The 17,430-nt window shown below is 74.3% G+C and carries 14 protein-coding genes; 12 read left to right on the top strand and 2 right to left on the bottom strand.

The window, feature by feature from the left end; genetic code table 11:
* Window positions 1-174 precede the first annotated feature (174 nt).
* From IEY93_RS09395 to IEY93_RS39320, 3 genes are all read left to right on the top strand, one after another.
* The gene (locus IEY93_RS09395; protein ID WP_189162584.1) at window positions 175-474 is read left to right on the top strand and encodes a hypothetical protein; all 300 of its coding nucleotides are present in this window, start codon (window positions 175-177) and stop codon (window positions 472-474) included.
* Between the two features lie 290 nt (window positions 475-764).
* Window positions 765-2,030: a hypothetical protein gene (locus IEY93_RS09390; protein ID WP_189162583.1), complete on the top strand. Its 1,266-nt coding sequence runs from the start codon at window positions 765-767 to the stop codon at window positions 2,028-2,030.
* Window positions 2,031-2,331: 301 nt separating this feature from the next.
* Window positions 2,332-2,463, top strand: coding sequence for a hypothetical protein (locus IEY93_RS39320; RefSeq protein WP_268241547.1), 132 nt, complete (start codon window positions 2,332-2,334; stop codon window positions 2,461-2,463).
* Window positions 2,464-3,213: 750 nt separating this feature from the next.
* Here the strand turns inward: IEY93_RS39320 and IEY93_RS09385 are convergent.
* On the bottom strand, window positions 3,214-4,338 hold the full coding sequence (locus tag IEY93_RS09385) for a glycosyltransferase family 4 protein (protein WP_229691002.1): 1,125 nt from the start codon (window positions 4,336-4,338) through the stop codon (window positions 3,214-3,216).
* A gap of 217 nt (window positions 4,339-4,555) precedes the next feature.
* Here IEY93_RS09385 and IEY93_RS09380 point away from each other — a divergent pair, with 217 nt between their 5' ends.
* The 3 genes from IEY93_RS09380 to IEY93_RS09370 all read left to right on the top strand — a co-directional run bounded on the left by IEY93_RS09380 (window position 4,556) and on the right by IEY93_RS09370 (window position 10,345).
* On the top strand, window positions 4,556-5,401 hold the full coding sequence (locus IEY93_RS09380) for a PIG-L family deacetylase (RefSeq protein WP_189162581.1): 846 nt from the start codon (window positions 4,556-4,558) through the stop codon (window positions 5,399-5,401).
* A gap of 239 nt (window positions 5,402-5,640) precedes the next feature.
* Complete coding sequence (locus tag IEY93_RS09375; protein WP_189162580.1) at window positions 5,641-6,702, top strand: lysylphosphatidylglycerol synthase domain-containing protein; 1,062 nt, start codon at window positions 5,641-5,643, stop codon at window positions 6,700-6,702.
* A gap of 262 nt (window positions 6,703-6,964) precedes the next feature.
* Window positions 6,965-10,345 carry an ATP-binding protein gene (locus IEY93_RS09370; protein WP_189162579.1) on the top strand — a complete coding sequence of 1,127 codons (3,381 nt, stop codon included), beginning with the start codon at window positions 6,965-6,967 and terminating at the stop codon, window positions 10,343-10,345.
* 65 nt (window positions 10,346-10,410) lie between these two features.
* Here IEY93_RS09370 and IEY93_RS09365 read toward each other — a convergent pair whose 3' ends face one another.
* Window positions 10,411-10,971 carry a hypothetical protein gene (locus IEY93_RS09365; protein ID WP_189162578.1) on the bottom strand — a complete coding sequence of 187 codons (561 nt, stop codon included), beginning with the start codon at window positions 10,969-10,971 and terminating at the stop codon, window positions 10,411-10,413.
* Between the two features lie 188 nt (window positions 10,972-11,159).
* Here IEY93_RS09365 and IEY93_RS09360 point away from each other — a divergent pair, with 188 nt between their 5' ends.
* From IEY93_RS09360 to IEY93_RS09335, 6 genes are all read left to right on the top strand, one after another.
* Complete coding sequence (locus tag IEY93_RS09360; protein WP_189162577.1) at window positions 11,160-12,080, top strand: D-alanyl-D-alanine carboxypeptidase family protein; 921 nt, start codon at window positions 11,160-11,162, stop codon at window positions 12,078-12,080.
* A gap of 34 nt (window positions 12,081-12,114) precedes the next feature.
* On the top strand, window positions 12,115-12,762 hold the full coding sequence (locus tag IEY93_RS09355) for a GntR family transcriptional regulator (RefSeq protein WP_203968199.1): 648 nt from the start codon (window positions 12,115-12,117) through the stop codon (window positions 12,760-12,762).
* A gap of 135 nt (window positions 12,763-12,897) precedes the next feature.
* Window positions 12,898-13,584 (top strand): cysteine hydrolase family protein, encoded by a 687-nt coding sequence (locus tag IEY93_RS09350; RefSeq protein WP_189162576.1) that lies wholly within the window; start codon window positions 12,898-12,900, stop codon window positions 13,582-13,584.
* Window positions 13,581-15,182 carry a SulP family inorganic anion transporter gene (locus IEY93_RS09345; RefSeq protein WP_189162575.1) on the top strand — a complete coding sequence of 534 codons (1,602 nt, stop codon included), beginning with the start codon at window positions 13,581-13,583 and terminating at the stop codon, window positions 15,180-15,182. Before IEY93_RS09350 ends, IEY93_RS09345 begins: the two co-directional genes overlap by 4 nt.
* Window positions 15,183-15,254: 72 nt before the next feature.
* Entirely contained in the window at window positions 15,255-16,613 is a 1,359-nt protein-coding gene (gene atzF / locus IEY93_RS09340) for an allophanate hydrolase (RefSeq protein ID WP_189162574.1), read from the top strand.
* 72 nt (window positions 16,614-16,685) lie between these two features.
* Window positions 16,686-17,309, top strand: a complete 624-nt coding sequence (locus IEY93_RS09335; RefSeq protein WP_189162573.1) for a hypothetical protein — start codon at window positions 16,686-16,688, stop codon at window positions 17,307-17,309.
* The last annotated feature ends 121 nt before the right edge of the window (window positions 17,310-17,430 follow it).

Below are 17,430 nucleotides of genomic sequence, written 5' to 3'. Positions count from 1 at the left end.
TTAGCCCACAGCGTTATGGGACTGATGCACGGCCACCCGCGTGATTTCCACGTAAACCCCCGTCCCACTCGACGGTATTCCACTTATCAGTGGATTTGCTCTGATTGCCGCGTGGCGCGGACCGGGTTCACTCTGTTCCCCATCCGGTCAGCCGTGTCACCGCTGGAGACCATGATGAAGACGGCAGCACCGGGCGCGCAGTCCTCCGAGGCGATCGACCACCTCGAGCGGCTCGCCGCCCAGCTTGAAGCACATGCCTTCCAGGTGCGCCTGACGGCCCGCACCGGGCTGTATCCGCGCCTTCGCGTCATCAACCCGATGGCGCCGGCCGTCACCGAGGACGTACTGGCCGCCAACGCGGCGGACGGCGAGTGGTGGTTCTGGCTCTCCTGGGCCGGCCGCATCGGCCACGCGTCCGACATCGTGACGGCGGCGGAGCGCATCGCCAGCGTCCTGCACGTGATCCGGCGCTGACCCGGCGTACGGCTCGCGCGACCACGCCCCGCGCGAGCCGTGCTCGCAAGACGGCCGCCGCCCGGCTCCCGGGGCGGGACGGGAACGGCACCCGGTCCGAGCCCGCACGGTTTCCGGGCGATGCGGGCGGCGGCCCCGGAGGACGGGCGGCGGCTCCCGGGCGTGGACCGAAACGACAGGCGAGAGCGTCCGAAATCGGGCGGCGCTCGCGATCCCTCGCTGACCGAACACCGCGCGCCGGGGCCGATACGGTGGCGTGTCCGCGGTGCTTGCTGCGAACATGCCGCCCTATGGGGACACCGCGCCACCGGCCGCTCGCACCGTTCTTCCTGGCCCTCACCGTGGCCCTGCCCCTCGTCGTGACCGCCTGCTCGGGCGGCGACGGGCGGGCGACCGGCCCGTCCGCGAGCGCCGCCACGCGCACGGGCGCCGGCGGGACGGGCGGCCCCGTCCCGAGCGGGTCCGCGTCCGTCCCGAGCCCGTCGGCCACCGGCGAGACGGCCGCCTCGCCGAGCTGGAAGATCGTGACCGGCGGCGTCGGCGGCAGTGCCGCGCTGCTCGACGTCGCGGCGAGCGGCCCGCGCGATGTGTGGGCGGCCGGCTACCAGGGCAGCGCCGAGGACCGCGAAGGCCTCCCCGCCCTGCAGCACTGGGACGGCACGCGCTGGACCGAGACACCCGTGCGCGAGGCGGACGCCTGGCATCTGGAAGGCGTGAGCACCACCGGCCCGCGCGACGTGTGGGTCGTCGGCAACCGCGACACCCCGTACGCCGCGCACTTCGACGGCGTGCGCTGGAGCGGGTGGCGGCCCTTCGGCGTGGCCGAGGACTACACCCTGACCGACGTCGCGGCGCGCGGTGGCCGGGAGGCGTGGCTGGTCGGCCACAACGCCACCGAAGGGGTGATCGTCGAGTGGAACGGGCGGAACTTCCACAGTGCGCTGCGCGCCGACGGCTTCTTCACGGCGGTCACCGCCAAGGCCGGGCACGTGTGGGCGGTCGGCAACGACGCCCCCCGGGGAGAGCCGCCGCGCGAGCCGATGATCTGGCACGGCGCCGCCATCTCCGGCACGCGGGTGCAGTCCTGGCAGCAGGTCCGTACGCCCAGCATCCCAGGGGGCGTGCTGCGCCGGATCTGGATGGTCTCCCCGGCCGATGTGTGGGCGGTCGGGTACGTGCCGGCGTCGCCGGACGGGAAACAGGCGCCGACTCCGATCGTCCTGCACTCCGACGGCGCCTCCTGGCGGCGGGTCGCGATCCCGGTCCCGCGCGGCAGGCTCGATGGCCTGACGGCCTTCGGCCCGGACGAGGTGTGGATCAGCGGCGTGGACGCCGACCACTCCGGCCAGGTGCTGTTCCTGCGTTTCGACGGGCGGGAGTGGAGCCGCTCGTACGGGCCGCTGCTGCGCCGGCACCGCGACGACCAGCAGTACGAGGAGTCCGACGACATCCGCGTCACGGGCATCGTGCGCGTCCCCGGCATCACCGGGCTGTGGGCGGTGGGCAGCGTCGGCGTGGGGGACGCGGAGGCGGCCTTCACCCTGCGCCACGAGTGACCACACGAGGAGTTACAAGGTCATTACCAGCGGGTACGATCATGTCGATGACCGCGCGTGCGCCCGGGGAAACGACTTCACCTGGGTGAGCGGTTCGCGCCGGCCGGCGCCGTGAGCGCACGCGAAACCTGTTCAACGCGCCCGGCACGGTTGCGCCCGGAAAACGGCCCGCCGACCAGCCCCCCGGTCCCCGGCCAGGAGTCCACCCTTGTCCTCGCGCGAGCCACCCGACGGCGGCCCGCGCCCGGCGGTGGACCCGTCGTCCCCGCCGCCGCCGAGCCCGGCGACGAAAGGGGGCCCCATGGCCGACAGGCGGAGAAGGCGGCACGGCGGGCGCGCGAACCGCGATCGCCGCGAATGGCTGCGACTGGGCGTCGAGACGACCCTGCTCGTATGGCGTACCGCGCTCGCGGTGTGGAACGCCGTCCACTGACGAGCGGTCCCGGCGCGGAAGGCCCGCGGGCGAGGGCGGCGGCCCGAGATCACCGCGAGGCGTGCGGCCCGCCGGGACGGCACGGTGACCGGCGCACTACGCACCGTGCCCCGGGGTGAAGACCCGCAACACGATGGATAATCGCCGGAAACATCGGATTTTTAGGGTTTGGAGGAGTCCACCGAACGCGTTACCTGATCTTGCCGGTACGCGGCGCGTCGCCGCTGCGGGGCCGGGTAGGGGTTACGCGGCCTACCAAGATCGGAGAAACTGAGGTCGAAAGCGTCTGCGGAAGCCCTGGAAAGGGTAAACAGGAGGTGAGGTCGGGTCCGACGCACCTCGCCCGACCGCGGAACCTCCCGCCTCGCGGGAAAGGACCTGTCCGCCGACGAGTCACGAGGGAAGTGTGAGCCCGTACCGAAGGAGAAGGACGTGAAGCGGATTCTCATCACCCCGAGACCCAAGCCCGTGCGCCGCCCGGACCCCCTAGACCTCCGAAGCCCGTCCGGCCGCGTGCTTCCCTTCTAGCGCCTCTCCACGGCCCACCACCCGGCGCCCCCGCGAGGGGTCGCGACCGCTCCGGCGTTCCCGCCGTGGCCCTCATCGCCCTGCGCGAGCCTGTGACAGGGTGACCGCGACCCGGTCGCCGAGCGGTACCGGCCGTCATCACCCCCGCGCGGGCCCGCCGGCCCACCGCACCGCGTCTTCGCCCGCGGCACGTCCCGGCCCCGGATGCCGGCCCGGCGACGGTCAGTGCTCCGGCGCGCGCGAGCCCTTCGTGCCGGTCGCGACCGCGTTCCTCGCCCGCTCGTAGCAGTGCTCGAAGCCCGCGAGGACGACCGGCCAGGTGCAGCGGGTCAGGTCGGTCTCCCTGTTGTGCCGGGTGATCCGCTCGCGCAGCTCGCCATCGCGCACCAGCCGCGCCACCGCGCGCACCAGATCGTCGAACGTCCGCCCGAGCAGGCCCTCCTTGCCGGGACGCACGAAGTCGGCCACGCCGCTCTGCGCCCGGGCCACCACGGGCACTCCCGCCGCCCGCGCCTCCAGCGCCGCGATGCCGAACGACTCGCGCGGGGCGGGCGCCACGAACACGTCGGCCGCGGCCAGCAGTTCACGGATCTGCTCCCGCGAGTAACGCCCGGGCAGCGACACCCACCGCTGCATACCGTGGGCGCGCAGGAAGCGCTCCATCGAGCCGCGCGCGGGCCCGTCGCCCACCAGCGTCGCCCGCATCGGAATCTCCCGGGGCACCCGCCGCCTGGCCTCCAGCAGCAGCCTGAGCAGGCGCACGGGCTGCTTGCGCGGCGCGAGCCGCCCCACGGCCACGATGTGGACGGCCTCGCCCGGCTCACGGCGGAACTCGCCGGTGGGACGCCACGCCGAGACGTCCAGTCCGTTGGAGACCACGTCCAGCGGGACGCGCCCGGCGGTGACCGCGCGGATCGGCCGGGCCGCGGCCTGGCTGACCGTGGTGCCGGCGATGCGCCAGCCCGTCCAGCCGAAGACGGCGTCCAGCCCGCGGTAGAGGGCGCGGGTCACCGGGTCCCACATGCTGTGCACGGTCACCACGACGGGCAGCCCCGCGCGCACGGCCGCGCGCACCCCCATCCAGGCGAACGGCGAGACCGCGCCGGTGTGCACGTGCACCACGTCGGGGCGGCGCGCGGTCATCAGGCGCAGCAGGTGGCCGGTGCCGCGCGGGTGGACGGGCAGGTCGAACGGCATGCGCGCGACGATGCGGTGGACCCCGGGGAGACGCTCGCCCGGCGTGGCGGTGGCCACCTCGACGTCGTGCCCGGACGCGGACTGCGACCGCACCAGATCGGCCACCTGCACCTCGATGCCGCCGAGCCGGGGCAGGTAACAGTCGCTCACGTGAAGGATCCGCACTCCGCCAGACTGGCAGAGCCCGCCAGCGGCATCAAACGCGCCGGCCGCTCCCGGCGCGGGCCGAGCCGGACCGCGAATCGGCCCTGGACGCCACCTCGCGGAGAGCGGGGACGGTTCTTGACGGGTTGCGGTGGGCTTCTTGGCACCCCGGCTTGGGAGACGCCGGGGACCCGCGCGGCGGCCGTCATGGAATCATGGCGAGGTGGCACGTACCGCGGTCTTCTTCCACGCCCATCCCGACGACGAGGCGCTGCTGACGGCCGGGACCATGGCGATGCTGGCGGCCGAGGGCCATCGGGTCGTCCTGGTCGTCGCGACCGCCGGCGAGCGCGGCCTGGCCGACCTGCCCCACGGCGAGGCGCTGGCCGAGGCGCGCACGGCCGAGTTGTACGCATCGGCCGCCGGGCTCGGCGTGGCCCGCGTGGTGCTGCTCGGCTACGGCGACTCCGGCCTCGCCCCGGGCGGCGGCGTCGGCCACGACCGTCCCGACAACGCCTTCATCGACGCCGACGTCGAGGAGGCCGCCCAGCGGCTGGCGGCCGTGCTGAAGGAGGAGTCCGCCGACCTGCTGACGATCTACGACCCGGCCGGCGGGTACGGCCACCCCGACCACGTGCAGGTCTACCGGGTGGGGCAGCGAGCCGCGGGCATCGCCGGCACGCCGATCCTGCTGGAGGCGACGGTCAACCGTGATCCGCTGCTCGCGGGGCTGCGGCTCGCCCGGCGTTTCTACCGCTTCCCGCCGGAGTTCGACGTGCGCTCGTTCGAGACGGCCTACTCCCCCGGCGAGGTGATCACCCACCGGGTCAACGTGCGCAGGTACGCCAAGGCCAAGCGGGAGAGCATGGCCGCCCACACCAGCCAGGCGACCGGCGGCGACACCGACCGCACGCTCGCGGTGATGCTGCGCGTCCCCGGCCCGCTGTACCGCCTGATCTTCGGCACCGAGTGGTACGTCCGTCGTGACCTGCCGCCCGGCACCCGGCTCAGGCACCCCTTCGACGAGCCGCCCGCCGCGGGCCCGGTGACCGGCGACGACGCCGGGTAGGGGACGATCTCGTCCTTACGGAGGAGAAACCCCCTGCGGCCTCCCGGCAGACTGGGACGTACGAGGACCTCCCGCCCGCGTGGTCCGGCGTGGTCGCGTGTGGCCGGACGGGGGACACGGGCAGGCGCCGTCGTCCTTGACCCGCAGGGCCGGGGTCGCCCTCGCCGGGCGTCAGGAGTACGGTCGGCGGGCCCGGGACGGCACGGGCGCACGGGCACGGGTGGACGTGAGGAGCGGGGATGCGGAGCAAGTGGGTGCGGGCCGGCCTGTCGGTGGCCTCCCTGGCCCTCGCCGTCCTGCTCGTGGTGTTCCTGCCGCAGATCGTGCACGGGCTCACGGGGGCCGAGGTGAGCTGGCAGGCGATCGGCGCGCAGTTCGGGGCGCTGAGCTGGCCGATGATCGGGCTGATGACCGCGCTGTGGCTGGCCAGCCTGTACGCCTACACCTTCGTGATGACCTCGGGGCTGCCCGGCCTGACCCACCTGCAGGCGCTCACGCTGAACGGCGCGGGGAGCGCCGTGAGCAACCTGCTGCCGTTCGGCGGCGCGGCCGGGGTGGCGCTGACCTTCGCCATGGCCAAGGGCTGGGGCTTCGCCGCCCGGCCCGTCGTGGTGTACACGCTGGTCACCGGCATCTGGAACACGTTGTTCCGGTTCATCCTGCCCGCCGTCGGGATCATCGCCCTGCTGGTCGCCGGGCGCATCCCGGACAGCAAGCTGGTCAGCGCGGCCTGGGCGGGCGCCGGGTCGATCCTCGTGCTGGTCGCCGTGGTGGCCGCCGCCCTGTACTGGCAGCGCGCCGCCGACCTTCTCGGCCGCGTCCTGGACGCCGTGCTGCGCGTCCTGCCCCGGCGGTTCCGCCCGGCCGAGCACTACGCCTCCGAGGCGATCCACCGGCTGCGCGCCGACACCACCGAGGTGGTCCACCGGCGCTGGCCCGGCCTGTCGCTGGGCATGGTGGCCTTCCTGGTGCTGCAGTGCCTGATCATGGCCTGCTGCGCGGTCGCCACCGGCGCCTACCCCGGCCCGGCCGAGATCGTGGCCGTCTTCGCGGTCAGCAGGGTGCTCACCAGCGCGCTGGTCACCCCCAGCGGGGCGGGCATCATGGAGGGCGGCGTGGCGGCCGTGCTCATCGCCTTCGGCCAGCCCGCGGACGCGGCGATCGCCTCGGCGATCCTGTTCGGGTTCTGGACCTACACCATCGAGATCCCCTGGGGCGGCCTCGCGCTCGGGGCCTGGTCCCTGCTGCGCCGCCGCCCGGCGAACGGCGACCGCTCCCCCGCCCCCGCCTCCCGCGCCTGACCCGCCGTCCGTCCTTTCTCAAAGGGCACCCCTGCGCCGGGGTCTCCCCATGACCGCGCCCGCCCGCGCGAGACCGAAGCGGGGACCCGTCCCCGGCCGGATGAACCGGGAATGAGAATTACTGCGATCGCTGGAACGGCTGTAGCCTCGTGCCACCCCGTGTGGCCCGCCCGAGAGATCATGACGGGGACGACCGAAGGAAGGCGGGCCTTGACGAATAGCTTGTGTGTGCTCGACGGGCGCGCATAGCGTGGCGGCTGACATGGTGACGTTCCGCGTTCTTGGCCCGGTCGAGGCGTACGACGACGGCGATGGCGAGGTCGATCTCGGCGGCCTGCGGCAACGCGCCGTCCTCGCGCGATTACTGGTCGCACGCGGCCAGGTCGTGCCGGTCGACACGCTGCTGTTCGACCTGTGGACCGACGAGGGCGCCAAGGGCGCGCAGTCGGGCCTTCAGGTGTACATCTCGCGGCTGCGCCGTGTCCTGGAGCCCGGCCGTCCGCGCGGCGGGCCGAACCGCCTGCTGGTCACGGTCGCCTCAGGGTACGCCCTGCGCACCTCCCCCGAGCAGGTGGACGCGCTGCGCTTCGAGTCCGCGGTCCGCTCCGCCGGCAAGTACCTCGACGAGGACGACCCCGAGCGGGCGCGCGCCGCGCTGGAGACCGCGCTCGGCCTGTGGCGGGGCACGCCCTACTCCGACTTCGCCGAGCAGCAGTGGGCCGAGGCCGAGGTCAGCCGGCTGGCCGAGCTGCGGCTCGTGGCCCGGGAGCGCCACGCCGACGCGGGGCTGCGCCTCGGTCTGCACGCCGAGATCGTGCCCGACCTGGAGGCGCTCACCACCGAGCATCCGCTGCGCGAGGAGGGCTGGCGGCTGCTCGCGCTCGGCCTGTACCGCTGCGGCCGGCAGGGCGACGCGCTGGCGGCGCTGCGCCGTGCCCGCACGACCTTGGCGGACGAGCTCGGCATCGACCCCGGCCCCGCGCTGCGGAAGATGGAGTCCGACATCCTCTCCCAGGCGCCGGGCCTGGAGCTGACCGTCCCGCAGCGGCAGCGTCGCGCCGCCGAGGCGCCCGGCACCTGGCCGCCGCGCCCGGAGTCGCCGGCCGCCGACGTGCCGCCGCTGCCGGACGAGCCGTTCGTCGGCCGGGACTCCGAGCTCGCCCGGCTGACCGGCGCCGCGCCGCACGTGCTGGCCGGGCGCTTCACCGCCGCCGTGGTGGGCGGCGACCCCGGCGCGGGCAAGACCACGCTGGTGCGCCGGCTCCGGCAGGAGCTCGCGCGGCAGGGCTGGATCACCGCCTCGGGCGGCTGCCCCGACAGCAGCGCCACCCCGCCCGGCTGGGCCTGGGTGGAGGTCCTGCGCGCCCTGGTCGAGGGGCGCGGCGCCGGGGAGTACGCCCAGTTGCTGGCGCCGCTGCTGGACGACGCCGCTCCGGCCGACGAGGACGACCAGGCGTCCGGCGGGTTCCGCCTGCACCGGGCGGTCGGCGGGTACATCGCCGGCATCGCCCGCCAGGCGCCGGTGCTGATCACTCTGGAAGACCTGCACTGGGCCGACGACCAGACCCTCGCCCTGCTGCGCGCGCTGCCCAGCCTGCTCGCCACGAGCCGGGTGCTGCTCGTGGTGACCTGCCGCGACAGCGAGCTGAACGACCAGCAGTCCGACGTGCTCGCCGCCCTCGCCCGCCTCGGCCCGGTGCGCGTCGGCCTGGAAGGGCTCGACGCGGGCGCCGTGGCCGAGCTGGTGCGCGCCACCTGCGTGCGCGAGGTGGACGAGGAGGCCGTGAGCCGCATCGTCGAGCGCACCGGCGGCAACCCCTTCTTCGTCCGCGAGACGGTCCGCCTGCTGGACTCCGAGGCCACCGGGCACGGCCACCGCGCCACGGCCGCCGAAGTGATCTCCGAGGTGCCGTCCGGGGTGCGCGACGTGCTGCGCCGGCGCATCGCCCGGCTGCCGGTGACCGCACAGCAGATCCTGCTGCAGGCCGCGGTGATCGGCCGGGACGTGGACATCGACGTGCTGGTGGACATCTCGGGCGACGAGGACGCCGTCGTGGACGCCGTCGAGGCCGGGCTGCTGGCCGGGCTGGTGACCGAGCCGGGCCCGGGCAGGCTACGGTTCGACCACGACCTGGTGCGCGACACGCTGTACTCCGACGCCTCGCGGCTGCGCAGGTCGCGCCTGCACGCGGCGGTCGCCTCGGTGATCGAGAGCCGCTCGCCGTCCGACGTGGCCGCGCTTGCCCACCACTACGACGCGGCGGGCACGGCCGAGACCGCGGCCAAGGCCGTCCGCTACGCGGGGCTCGCGGCCGAGCAGGCCGAGCGGCGCTTCGCCCACCGTGAGGCCGCGACCCTGTGGGAGCGCGCCATCGCCGCGTTCGACCGCGCCCATCCCACCGGCGGGCCGCCCAAGGAGCGGCTGCTGCTGCAACTGCGGCTGATCAAGGCGCTCGCGCTGTGCGGCGACATGACCGCCGCGCGGGCCCGCCGCCGGGAGGCGATGGACGCCGCCCTGCCGCTCGGCGACCTGGAGCTGACCGCGCGCATCGCCGCCTCGGTGGCCGTGCCGCACAAGGGCATCGCCCGCGACTTCACCCGCACGGCGTGGGAGATCGTCGACGTCACCGAGCGCGCGCTGATCGAGTTGCCGCCGGGCGAACAATCGCTGCGCGCCAGCCTGCTGGCCACCCTGGCGCTGGAGCTGGAGGGCTCGGCCACCGGCCGCGGGTACGAGGCGTCGCTGGAGGCCGAGGAGCTCGCCCGGCAGAGCGGCGACCCCGCGCTGCTCGCCGTCGCGCTGAGCGGCCGGCTCCGCCAGTCGTACGTGATCACGGTGGTGGACGAGCGGGAGGCCATCGGCCGCGAGCTGCTGGAGGTCGGCGCGGCCTCCGGGCAGATCGCGGTGCAGTCGCTGGCCCACCTGGTGCTCATGGAGTGCGCGGCGGCGCGCGGCGACTTCGCCGAGGCGGACGCGCAGATGAGCGCCGCCGAGATGCTTGCCAGGCGCTACGACCTGCCGGCGCCCTCGGCCGTCGGCGCCTGGTACGCCGGCATGCGCATGATGATCACCGGTGACTACGCCGGGGCCGAGCGGGCCTACCGCAACGCGGCCCGGCTCACCGCGCGCGCGGGCATGCTGGAGGGCCGCCAGGACCTGCCGATGATCACGACGTTCTGCCTGCACCTGGTGGACGGCCGGGCCGCCGACATGGTCGAGGCGCTGGAGGAGGCGCACCGGCGCGGCGCCAAGTGGACGCTGGACGCCTACGCGGTCGCGCTGGCCTCGGCCGGGCACGTCAAGGACGCCCGGGCGATCGCCGCCGCCCGTCCGCCGGTCCGCCCCGACTTCCTGTACGAGCTGGCGACGACCTGGCGGGCGCTGGCCGGCATGCTGCTCGGCGACCGCGACCGCATGCAGGACGCCTACTCGACGCTCGGGCCGCTGTCGGACCGCATCGCGGGCGCGGGCACCGGCGTCGTGGCCCTGTGGCCGGTGGCGCAGACGCTCGGCGACCTGGCCCGGCACCTCGGCCAGCCGGAGGACGCGCGCGTCCACTACGAGAAGGCACTGGCCGTGGCCGAACGCGTCGGCGTCCCCCGGTGGTCCGCCGCCGCGCGCGGGAGCCTCGACGGTCTGTAGACCTCAACCTGCGTGCCGGCCGGGCCCGCGCCGGCCCGGCCGGCACGCGGCCCGGGGAGCCCGCCTCAGCAGGCGACGGTGAACTTCGCGCCGGTGATCGCGCCCCTGCCGGAGACCAGCAGCTCGACGCGGTAGCGGCCGGGGTGGCCGGTGATCCGGGGGTGCCACTCCACGACGCTCCGCACGCCCGCCGGCAGGACGGCCTCGGGTGTGGAGCGCTGGGTCTTCCAGGCGTGGGCGGCGGGGCTCCAGCGCGACAGCCGCCAGCCGTAGACCACCGGGGAGCCGGTACGTCCAGGGTCGAGGACGCTCTCGGCGTGGTAGGTGCGTCGGCAGCCGGTCCCGGCCGCCCGCAGGCCGACGGTCACCACGCCCGCCCGGGGCTCGCGGCCGGTCTCGGCGGGCATGGCCTGGGCGGACAGGATGACGGTGCGCACCCGGCCGGCCGGGATCGCGGCGGCCGGGTCGCCGGCCGCGGCCGGCACGGCGGATCCGCCGGCGGCCGCGCCGAAGTAGGCGCCGCAGAGGGCGAGGGTGGCGACCAGCAGCTTGACGGCGCTGGCCACACCGCTCGCCACGATCGGCATCGAACGGTGTACCGGCTCCATGCTGCTGCCCGCTTTCATGCCCTCCCCTTTCGTTCACCCTCAGGTGTACGCGGGGCCGGTTGTCTCCTGCTTGCCGTCCGCTTGCAGTCATGAGAGGGCCGGTGCGGGGGCCGGACCGCGGCGGAAAGTACCAGATTCGCCGCAGGAGGATCCGTCGTCAATGCACGTCGCCACATTGGAGGACATGCGATCATAACGGGATGCGCATGGCGGTCTTCTCTGTCCTGGTGACGGTCCTGGTCGCGGCCGGTCCGGCCGTTCCCGCCCTCGCCCGCCCGGCTCCGCCCGTCCCGGCCCCGGTCGCGGCGGCCTCGGTCGTGGCCGCGCCGGATGCCGTGGCCTCGGGGAACACCGCCGCCGGCCCGGCCCGGCGCGGGGCCGTCGCGGTGACCGCCCCGGAGGCGTACCTGGTCGACCTGACCACCGGAACGGTGGAGTACGCCAAGCGCGAGACCCGCCGCGTCCCGGTCGCCAGCCTGACCAAGGTCATGACCGCGTACGTCGTGCGCCGCTCGGCGTCGCTTTCCGACGTCGTCACGGTGACCAAGGAGGACGTGCGGCACGCGGCGGACGGCGGCGCCACGCACGCCGGGCTTCGGGCGGGTGAACGCCTCACGGTGCGCGACCTGCTGTACGCCCTGATGCTGCCCTCGGGCGCCGACGCCGCCAACGCCCTGGCCCGGCGGTACGGGCCCGGGGTGAAGGGGTTCGTGGCCAAGATGAACCGCGCGGCCCGGGCCCTCGGCATGCGCGACACCCGCTACACCAACGCCGACGGCCTGCCCAAGCCCGGCGGCGACCGGTCCACCGCCGAAGACCAGGTCAGGCTGGCCAGGGCCGCGCTGTCCGACCCGGTCATCACCGTCGTGGCCGGCACCCCGCGGCACGCCGTGCCCAAGACCGGCGCGCACCGGGCGCACGTGTGGCGCAACACCAACCGGCTGCTGCCGGACGAGGCGCAGGGCCTGAAGACCGGCTACACCCGGCCGGCCGGGTACTGCCTGATGTTCGCCTCGGTCCGGGCCGGTCACACGCTGGCCGGGGTCGTGCTCGGCGACCGCACCGACGCCGCCCGCTACCGCAGCGCCCGGCGCCTGCTCGACGGGGCGGCCGTCTCCGGCGTCTGAACCTCGCGCAGAATGGGCGTCGGGAGGTGTGCGGGTGGAATCTGACGGGCTCCTGGAGTCGCCCAGTCTCGTCGAGCTGTCCATGCGGCGGCTGCGCCACGAGATCCTGACCGGGGCGCTGGCCCCGGGTGAGCGGCTGATCGAGGAGCAGCTCACCCAGCGGTTCGGCACCAGCAGGGCGCCGCTGCGCGAGGCGCTGCGCTCCCTGGGGCAGCAGGGCCTGGTCGAGCACCTGCCACGGCGCGGGGTGCGGGTGACCGAGCTGTCCAGCAAGGACGTCGACGAGCTGTTCGGGCTGCGTGACGTGCTGGAGCGGTACGCGGTGAACACGGCGCTGTCCCCGCCGGGGGCGCCCGACCTGGCGGGGCTGGCCGAGGCGCTGGAGCGCATCGGCACGGCGGTCGAGACCGGGGACGCGCTGGCCGAGAACGAGGCGCACCGGCGGTTCCACATCGCGCTGGTGTCGCTCGCCGGGCACCGCCAGCTCCTGCTGGCGTACGAGCCGGTGATCGCCAAGCTCCAGCTGTACATGGCGGCCAACCTGCGCCGGGAGGCCGAGCAGCGCAGCGCCACCGAGGCCGTGGTGCGCCACCGGCGCCTGTACGAGGCCATCGCCTCGGGTGATGCGGACCTCGCCGTCGCCGCGCTGGCCGCGCACGGCGCCCGCACCTACATCGGCTGACGGCACGCCCGCTCCGGTTGCCGCATGAGGAGGCACCGAACCACCCGGCTAACAGAGCCGTAACCCGGCCGACGAGCCGCCGACACAATTCTGTCGACAATCGACAAAGGAGGTTTCGCCAGGAACGGAGGCGACGTGCCCGATCCGCTTCTCGTCGAGGCGGACCCGTACCCCTACGGGTTCGACCCCGGACACACCGCACTACTGGTCATCGACATGCAGCGCGACTTCGTCGAGCCCGGCGGCTTCGGGGAGAGCCTGGGCAACGACGTCACCCTGCTGCAGAAGGTCATCCCGCCGCTGCGCGAGGTGCTCGCCGCCGTCCGCGAGGCCGGGCTGACCGTCATCCACACCCGGGAAGGGCATCTGCCGGACCTGTCCGACTGCCCGCCCGCCAAGCTGCGCCGCGGCTCGCCGTCGATGCGCATCGGCGACCCCGGCCCGAACGGCCGCATCCTGATCCGCGGCGAGCGCGGCCACGACATCATCGACGAGCTGGCCCCGATCGACGGGGAGCTCGTCGTCGACAAGCCCGGCAAGGGCTCCTTCCACGCGACCGGCCTGGACGGCGTGCTGCGCGGCATGGACGTGCGCAGCCTGATCGTCACGGGCGTCACCACCGAGGTGTGCGTGCACACCACCGTCCGCGAGGCCAACGACCGGGGCTACGAGTGCCTGGTGCTGTCGGACTGCGTGGGCTCCTACTTCCCCGAGTTCCAGCGGCACGGGCTCGGCATGATCGCGGCACAGGGCGGCATCTTCGGGTGGGTCGCCCCCTCCGGCCACTTCCTCAAGGCACTGCAGACGTGGAGCGAACGATGACCACGACCGCCACCCCCGCCCCCTCTCCCGCCCGCCCGCACCTGCCCTGGTGGGTGAACGGCGACACCAACGCCTTCTTCGGGCTCGGCTTCAACGTGCTGGTCAACGTGCTGGTGCTGAGCGGCCTGTGCCTGGGCGTCGTCCACCTGCCCGGCGCGCAGGTGTTCGGGGTCATCCTCCCCGCGATGGGCATCCAGCTGCTGATCGGCAACGTCTACTACGCCTACCTGGCCCGGCGCCTGGCCCGCCGGGAGGGCCGCGACGACGTGTGCGCGATGCCGTACGGGCCGAGCGTGCCGCACATGTTCATCGTCGTCTTCGTGATCATGCTGCCGACCTACCTGGCCACCAAGGACCCGCTGCAGGCGTGGGCGGCCGGGCTGGCCTGGTCGTTCATCATCGGCCTCATCGTGCTGATCGGCGCGTTCGCCGGCCCCTACATCCGCCGCTTCACCCCGCGCGCCGCGATGCTCGGCACGCTGGCGGGCATCTCGATCGCCTTCATCTCGATGCGGCCGGCCGCGCAGATGTGGGAGGCCGCGTGGATCGCGCTGCCCGTGCTGGTGATCATCCTGGCCGGGTTCTTCGCCGACCTGCGGCTGCCCGGCGGCATCCCGGTCGGGCTGGCCGCGCTGCTGGCCGGCACCGCCATCGCCTGGATCGGCGGGTACATGAACCCCGCCGACGTGGGCGCCGCCGCGCGTGACATCGCGGTCAGCCTGCCGTCGTTCAACCTCGACCGGCTGCTGGACGGGCTGGCCCAGGTGTCCCCGCTGCTGGCCACCGCGATCCCGCTCGGCATCTACAACTTCACCGAGGGCATGAGCAACGTCGAGAGCGCCGCCGCCGCGGGCGACTCCTACAACCTGCGCTCGGTGCTGCTCGCCGACGGCGCCGGAGCGGTGGTCGGCTCGATGCTCGGCTCGCCGTTCCCGCCCGCGGTCTACATCGGCCACCCGGGATGGAAGGCCGCCGGCGGGCGCAGCGGCTACTCGCTGGCCAGCGGCGCCGTCATCGCGGCGTTCTGCTTCCTCGGCATGTTCTCGCTGCTCGGCGCGGTGTTCCCCACCCCGGCGATCGTCCCCATCCTGCTGTACATCGGGCTGCTCATCGGCGCGCAGGCGTTCCAGGCGGTGCCCAAGGCGCACGCGGTGGCCGTGGTGATCGCCATCATCCCGAACATCGCGGCGTGGGCGCAGGGCTACATGGACAACGCCCTTGCCGCGGCGGGCACGAGCGCCCGGCAGGTCGGGTACGCGGCCATCGCGCAGAGCGGCACGGTGTACGAGGGGACGATGCTGCTCGGCGGCGGGGCCGTGCTCGCCGGGCTGGTGCTCGGCTCGATCACCGCGTTCATCATCGACCGGTCGTACCTGTGGGCCGCCGCCTACGCCGCCATCGGCGCGGCCCTGTCGTTCGTCGGGCTGATCCACGGGGAACGGGTCGAGTGGAACGCCGACGGCCAGGTCGCCCTCGGCTACCTGTTCGCCGCCGTTGTGCTGGCCGGGTTCGCGCTGCTGCGACCGGGCACGGAGACCTCCGCGGGCACGCCGGTGTCCGAATCGACCGCCCCCGCCGAAGTCCCCGCGGCCTCATGACCCGCGCGGCCCTGGGGAAGAGGTGCCGGTGACCTTCTCGCCTGAGCCGCGGGAAACGGTGAAAGGGGTTCGATGACCCTCACGTTCGACCTCGCGGGCCTGGCCCGCGGGTACCGCGACGGGACGCTCTCCCCGGCCGGCGTGGCCGGGGAGGTGCTCGCCCGCGTCGCCGCCCGGGGCGAGGACCACGTGTGGATCACGCTGCGGTCGCGGGCCGATCTGCTCGCCGACGCCGCCGAGCTGGCCCGCCGCTGGCCCGATCCCGCGGCCCGGCCGCCGCTGTACGGCGTGCCGTTCGCGGTCAAGGACAACGTGGACGTGGCCGGGCTGCCCACCACGGCGGCCTGCCCCGCCTACGCCTACCTGCCCGCCCGGACCGCCCCTCTGGTGGAGCGGCTGCTCGCGGCCGGGGCCCTGCTGGTCGGCAAGACCAACCTCGACCAGTTCGCCACCGGCCTGTCGGGCACCCGCAGCCCGTACGGCGCGTGCGAGTCGCCGCTGGTGCCGGGGCTGATCTCCGGCGGGTCCAGCTCGGGCTCGGCCGTCGCGGTGGCGGCGGGCCTGGTGGCGTTCGCGGTCGGCACCGACACGGCGGGCTCGGGACGGGTGCCCGCCGCCATGACCGGCACCACCGGGGTCAAGCCCAGCCGGGGCCTGGTGAGCATGATCGGCGTGGTGCCCGCGTGCGCGTCGCTGGACTGCCCCAGCGTCTTCGCCCACTCCCCCGCCGACGGGCTCGCGGTGCTGTCGGTCATAGCGGGGTACGAGCCCGCCGACCCCTGGTCACGTCCGTTTCCCGCACCGCCGCCGGTGCCGCCCGCCGTCGGGCCCCTGCGGGTCGGCGTGCCGGAACGGCCGGAGTTCTTCGGCGACGCGGCGGCCGAGGCGGCGTTCGCCGACGTGGTCAAGCGGCTGACCGGCCTCGGGCACCGGCTCGTCCCGGTGGACCTCACGCCGTTCCTCGCGGCGGGCCGGCTGCTGTACCAGGGGCCGTGGATCGCCGAACGGCTGGCCGCCGTGGGCGACTTCGCCGCCGCCAACCCCGGCGAGCTGCATCCGGTCACCCGCCAGGTGCTCGGCGGCGGGTCCGGCCTGACCGCCGTGGACGCCTTCCGCGGGCTGTACCGCCTGCGCGAGCTGCGCGCGGCGACCAGGCCGGCCTGGTCGGCGATGGACGTGCTGGCCGTGCCCACCGTGCCGACGACCTTCACCGTCGCCGAGATGCTGGACAGCCCGATCGAGCGCAACACCGTGCTCGGCCACTACACGACGTTCGCCAACCTGCTCGACCTGGCGGCGGTGTCGGTGCCGGGCGGCATGACGGCGGCGGGCCGCCCGCATGGCCTCACCCTGCTCGCCCCCGCCGGCACCGACCCCCTCCTCGCCGCCCTCGCCACCGCCTTCGTCTCCCCACCGGACGTCGTTTCCTGAACGGCGAGCGTCTCCGACAGCACGTTCGAGCTGCTCAGGCAGCGCGACCCCAACCTGGCCTACGTCGTCCCGGTGGCCGACGTCGCCGGGAACTTCGCCGACCTGCTCACCCCAGCCGGCATGCTGGACGCGCTGACCGACCTCTACCGGGCGCTCGCGGCGGTGCTGAAGGGCCCGGCACAGTTCGAGCGCATCGGCGCGGTCATGCTGTCGGCCTACAGCCGCAGCGGCGACCGGCTGGTCCCGCTGATGCGCCAGGTCGGGCGCACGCCGTTCTTCACCGATCACCTCGTCCAGTGGAACGGCTTCGACATCAACCTCGGCGACAACGACGCCCAGCGGCTGCCCGAGCTGGCCCGGCTCTGGACGGCCACCCGCCAGTGGGCGCTGCTCAACCGCAGGGCCCGCGCCTACCTCTACACCTCCTACCGCAGCCACTTCACCCAGTGCGCCGGCGACCCACCGCCGGGCGGGTGGACCGACCGGACCGACGTCGACCTGGAGGATGTCCCCTGGTCGGACCGCGCGGCGAAGGCCGCCACCGGCGAGAAGCGCGGCGTCGCGTCGGAGGCGTACGGATCGGACGGGCGGTTCAGCCTGGTGTGCCTGCCGGTGTCGTTCTTCCGCTACCTGAGTGGGGGCCAGTGCTCCGGTGTTCACGCCGGGGGTGAAGGCCCGCGCGGGAGGGCCCGTTAGGGCGCGAGCGTGCCCCGACCTTCCTGGTGCCGGCGCGGTTGCTGATGTGTTCACGGATCGTTCGGATTCCCCTACGTTCGGTCACGGGTCGGGTGACAATGATTGCTGTGCGGCTTCGTTA

Source organism: Sphaerisporangium melleum (assembly GCF_014646695.1).
Lineage (GTDB): Bacteria > Actinomycetota > Actinomycetes > Streptosporangiales > Streptosporangiaceae > Sphaerisporangium > Sphaerisporangium melleum.
Note: the sequence above shows the minus strand (reverse complement) of the source record. Positions and strands in the feature narration are given on the sequence as shown.